Origin of the sequence: Nostoc sp. NMS4 (genome assembly GCF_017115095.1) — a bacterium.
GTDB lineage: Bacteria > Cyanobacteriota > Cyanobacteriia > Cyanobacteriales > Nostocaceae > Nostoc.
The window spans coordinates 1-5,244 of sequence record NZ_JABXKI010000433.1; the positions used below are offsets into that span (position 1 = coordinate 1).

Here is a 5,244-nt window from a genome sequence, read left to right on the forward strand (position 1 = left end):
GGAAAAATGTTCACTGATAACTGTTTTTTAATCAATTTTAGGTTTAACGAAGAGTTGAGCCAGTGGTATGTGGTAGCGGAAAGAAAAAATTTCTTTTTTTACTGATTTAGAAAACTTTTTTAAAAGAATTTGAGACTTAAAATTTTGGATGGGGGATTGTATCTAAAAAATCTCCCATCCAATTTTTTTCTATGCAATATCAGGGGGTATGTTTTTAGGCGATCGCAGTTGTCGTAACTGTTGCTGCATGAGTTTTTCTAGTTCAGTTCGCCGAATTTCGACGGTATGAGTGGTCTTACCCGGCGTTTCCAAAAAAACGATACTATCTACGGGTTCTAATGCCACCATTTGGAACAAAATATGGGTGACAGGAGTAATTTTAGCTAGCATTTGAGGGTCAAGCCCAGCAGGGGGAATTAGAGAGACATCCTGTATGGTAGGGAAAGCGTAAATCACTCGCTTTTCCAATCCTGGATTAGTACGATTGCTCAACGTAGTTAAAACCCAGCTTGCCTCCGAATTTTGGAGAATGTAGTACTGGGAGTAGCGTAATTTTTGAGCGATCGCTCTAAGAGCAGGAGCAATTGCTGCAACAAGATGTGGTGTCATACCATCGCGGGGTGCATTGTCAATCAGCAATTGAATTTGTGCTTCTAAATCCATAATGACTTGTATACGACTCTTGGGTAATGGCAATAACATCTATCAAGTGTGAACAATCCCATCAGAATTGGGAATAATAAAATCAGCCATATCCTAAATATAGGATTGGTCTGCGTTTAGCTTATACGTAAAACCAAAACAGCCAATACCCACAGTCCTACAGGTTGTATTTAAATACTTAGGGTCTTTTGAAAACTGAGACTATGAATTCAGCCGCAACCGCAACTATTCCATCTGCAAATATTCTGGGAGAAAATTCTAAAGGCGTGGAGGTGATCTTTCAACTCCTCTCCAAGGAGTTTCAACAATCAACCAAAGCTTCGGAACAGAATTGCCACGACGTAGCCAGACGTATTACCACCGAAGTCTACCGGATTTGTCATGAGAGTAAACGTATCCAAGCTTCTGGAACTGTAGAAAGCTCGGCGCTGACCCTAGCTCGGCATCGTCTGCAACAGTGTCTCAGGTACTATCAGTTGGGTTCAAATCGGGGCAGGGTAGAATTACACAGTACCTTGAGTGCAATTATTTATCGATATATTAATCCTCCTCAGAGACAGTTGAGCTATCAAGGGCGGCTGACGATCATTGAAGATTTCCTCCAGAGTTTTTATCTGGAGGCGTTAAATGCTTTCCGGCGAGAAAATCAACTCGGTGCAACTTATCGCCCTCAGACACTCTTGGAATTGTCCGAGTACATGGCATTTACCGAGCGCTACGGCAAGCGACGCATTCCGTTACCAGGTCGTCAGCAACAGCTAATTATTCTGCGGGCCCAAACTTTTTCCCAACAACAGCCGCCAGAAACCAGTGTAGATATAGAACAAGCCGCAGAAGGTAGCAATAATGAAGGTGATGGTTCTTGGGAAGAGCCAGCAATTCACCAATTGCGCTCCACAATGGCAACGCAAGCCGAACCCGAACCTGAAGAAGACACCTTGCGCTCCGTTGTGGTTACAGAATTAATGAATTATCTCGAACAACGACAACAATCTGACTGCGCTGATTACTTTTCTCTCCGCCTCCAAGATTTGTCAGCCCAGGAAATTGAGTCGATTTTAGGTTTAACCCCTCGTCAGAGAGATTATTTGCAACAGCGCTTTAAGTATCATTTGATTCGGTTCGCTCTGTTGCACCGTTGGGAATTAGTTCATGAATGGCTGGAAGCTTCTTTGCACACCAATTTGGGTTTAACTCCCCAGCAATGGCAAGCATACACAGCCCAACTGGACAATAAGCAACGGTCTTTATTAGAGTTGAAGCAACAAGGACAAGCCGATGAAAAAATCGCCAAAACTTTAGGGTTGTCAATGGCACAACTACAAAAACGATGGTTTAAGATTCTTGAGCAAGCTTGGGAAATTCGTAACTCATTAGTTTCCGGATCAGGTGCATCTACTCATGAATAGTGACTCAGAATCCTTACAATACCGGTGTCTCGATTGGTTATTGACAGATAATGTCAAAAATCACGAGCGATCGCTAGAATGTGAGGAAAATGACGGGGTAAAAAACCTCCTCAATGAAGCCACTGCTTCCAAAAGCAGTGAGCCAAAATTGGGAGGAACGCCTCAAACCTTTCAATTGGGAGAAATTCCTACTGTGCAAGATCGTTTTCAAGCTGTCCTTAAAAGTCGGTTACAAATCCAAGCCCAAGACCACCCACCGTTGTTTCCCTGGGAAACACAGTTAATCGACTATCCTGATTTTGTTGATGAGCCTTCAATGTCACTCGTTCCTAGCTGGGGATGGATGGTACAACAATCTAAGTTGACCTTGCCAACTCGCTTACCGGAAAGAGTTTTCCAGCAATTGCTAGAACAGTGTCAGGCTTTGGTGACATCTTCTGTGCCGTTGGGGGCAAAATTAGTTCAAGTGGTGGAGAACTTTTTTCCCAATGATTCTCAAGCCCTAAATGACATCGCTGGATTGGTGCTAAGAAGCACCTATCGGTCTGTAAATACTCTGGAGACAATGCCCGCCATTCAGAGCGATTACTCAGATTTACAACCGCGTCAACAGATGGCTTTGTCGTTGCTAGCAGCTAAACAACTGCTGGAAAATCTGACTCTACCACTTTCCGCAACCAGTCCGGTGGTAGAAAGACAATGGTTAACTAGTGTTGGTGCTTTGAATATCAGAGTAGAGTACCAGTCTCTAGGTAAACTTACGAAGTTACTTATTCAAGCTGAATTACCGGTTAAAGGAACTTTGACACTGCGGGGAAGCGGCACTTTAGCAATGACAACATCTTCGACTTCGGGATATTTAAATGTAGAGTTAGGCTGCGAGCAACTTAACCCAATTTATACCCTGGAAGTTGAATTTCCAGAAATAGACGAACAGTCGTTGTTGTTTGTGATTAATTCCACGATTTAGTTAAAATTTCCACCGCTAGCACACTATGTCAATCAACGCCGATATATATTAAGAGGATTTTCTGGTTTTGAAGCTCATCCTATTTTTCAACAAACGGTCATTAGGGTGTCTACGAGAAGCAATTATTACAAAGACACAGGGACACGGGAATATGGGGACATGGGAACATTGAGAAAGTATTTGATTTCTCGATTCACCACGTCACCCATTTCTCGTTTATCTCCATCTCTACCACCTATCCATCATTTTTTTTTGACACATTAGTAGGTAGGCAATTACGTCCCTTACATTGTGTTTGTTGCATCTACATCATTGCTTCTACTAAACTCAAATGTTTAACTTATCCAGGATGAATCGGTTTTGGCGTGTCCCTGTAGGTAATTTCTGGCGGCAAAATCCGCAGGGTTCGCCTTTGATAGAAGTGGAAGATTCGATTTCTTTGCGGGTGCTGGTGCTAGCGTTGGTTATTTTGGGAATTGTGGCGACGGATATCGCCGCCGAAACTTCATTCAGTTTTTGGGCGTTACCTCTGAGTGTAGTGGGTGCGGTTTGGAGTTACTATCGTCGCCGCGATCGCAATGTTACAGTTAAATTCTGTATCGCCATCGGGATGTTAGTCGCTCTGGGTGCTTTCTTTGGGCAATTAGTGGGCGAGTTGAATGATACGCGGTTGGGTTTGGCAGAGTTATTAATTCAACTCCAGGTGTTGCATAGCTTTGATACACCCCGCCGGAAAAATTTGGGCTATTCGATTGTTATCGGATTGATTTTATTGGGTGTGGCAGCAACCCTAAGTCAGACTTTAGCATTTGCACCTGTGTTGCTGTTATTTTTAGCGATCGCTCTACCAACTTTAGTATTAGATTACCGTTCACGCTTGGGTTTACAGCCATTAAAAACTCAAAAGGAAAAATTCAATCAGCAGAATTCCTCAAGTCTTAATTTTAAATTTCTAATTCTAACTTTTTTACTAATTGTCGGTCTGGGACTGGCAATTTTTGCTGTTTTACCCAGATTTCCCGGCTATCAATTACGGAATTTTCCTGTAAGTTCTGCGATTCAAGTAAAAAGTAATTTCACAGGACGTAGTATTATCAATCCCGGTTATGTCCGCCAAGGGAAAGGTGAGAATCAAGGCACTGGTGGCGGTGGTACAGGACAAAATAAAACTGGTGAACCAGGTAAAGTAGATAATAACTTTTATTACGGTTTTAATAGCCAAATTAACCAAAACCTGCGGGGCGAGATGAAACCCAAGGTTGTAATGCGGGTGCGATCGCAAGCTGAGGGTTTTTGGCGAGTATTAGGATTCGATCGCTATACAGGTAAGGGATGGGAAGTTTCTCGGAATGAAGATGTTACCACTGTGAGGCGATCGCCTTGGTCTTACCAAATTTTTCTTTCCCCATCTGTGCTTACTGGTAAAACCCAAGAGGTAGTGCAAACTTATACAGTGGTGTCAGATTTGCCTAACCTAATTCCGGCGATGACTTATCCCAAGGAAGTTTACTTTCCGGCACCAGTGATCGCTGTTGATAAAGAAGACGGATTGCGATCGCCTGTAGAATTATCACAAGGTCTAACCTACACAGTAGTTTCTGAAGTACCATACCGCGATCGGACTAAATTAGGTGAAGCTTCTACTAAATATCCGCAACATATTAAAAAGCATTATCTCCAAATTCCTCCCGAAATTGCCGAAAAAGTCAGGCAACGTACCGAAGAAATTCTTGCTAACTACAATCAAGAAAAAGTCACAAAGTCTGCTAAAAGCCTGGATTCCCCTTATGAAAAGGCTCTCTACTTAGCTCAATATTTAAAACAACGTTATACTATTCCTCAAAATCCCTTAGAACTGCCTTATTTGAGTGAAAAAGAAGACCTGGTAGAAACTTTTTTGTTTAAGCAAAAAGGAGGCTATCCAGACCACTTTTCAACAGTTCTGACAGTAATGTTGCGTTCCATTGGCATTCCAGCGCGGTTGGTAGCAGGGTTTAGTGCGGGAGAATTTAATCCATTTACAGGGCTGTATGTTGTCCGTAACACTGATGCTTATGCGATGACGGAAGTGTATTTTCCCAAATATGGTTGGTTTGCTTTTGACCCCATTCCCAATCATCCTCTGATACCGCCTTCAATAGAAGACACACAGACCTTTAGTGTGTTGCGCCAGTTGTGGCATTGGGTTGCTGGATGGTTGCC

The 5,244-nt window shown here is 42.7% G+C and carries 4 protein-coding genes; 3 read left to right on the forward strand and 1 reads right to left on the reverse strand.

The genetic code is table 11. The annotated features are described in order from the left end of the window. Window positions 1-189: 189 nt before the first annotated feature. The gene (locus HWQ37_RS34185; RefSeq protein WP_292755776.1) at window positions 190-663 is read right to left on the reverse strand and encodes a hypothetical protein; all 474 of its coding nucleotides are present in this window, start codon (window positions 661-663) and stop codon (window positions 190-192) included. Window positions 664-866: 203 nt separating this feature from the next. Here HWQ37_RS34185 and hetZ point away from each other — a divergent pair, with 203 nt between their 5' ends. The 3 genes from hetZ to HWQ37_RS34200 form a co-directional block, all read left to right on the forward strand. Then, on the forward strand, window positions 867-2,072 hold the full coding sequence (hetZ, locus tag HWQ37_RS34190) for a heterocyst differentiation protein HetZ (protein WP_292755772.1): 1,206 nt from the start codon (window positions 867-869) through the stop codon (window positions 2,070-2,072). Beyond that, window positions 2,065-3,042 (forward strand): PatU, encoded by a 978-nt coding sequence (locus tag HWQ37_RS34195; RefSeq protein ID WP_292755774.1) that lies wholly within the window; start codon window positions 2,065-2,067, stop codon window positions 3,040-3,042. Before hetZ ends, HWQ37_RS34195 begins: the two co-directional genes overlap by 8 nt. A gap of 349 nt (window positions 3,043-3,391) precedes the next feature. Then, on the forward strand, window positions 3,392-5,244 hold a 1,853-nt coding region (locus HWQ37_RS34200; RefSeq protein WP_292755778.1), incomplete at its 3' end, for a transglutaminase TgpA family protein.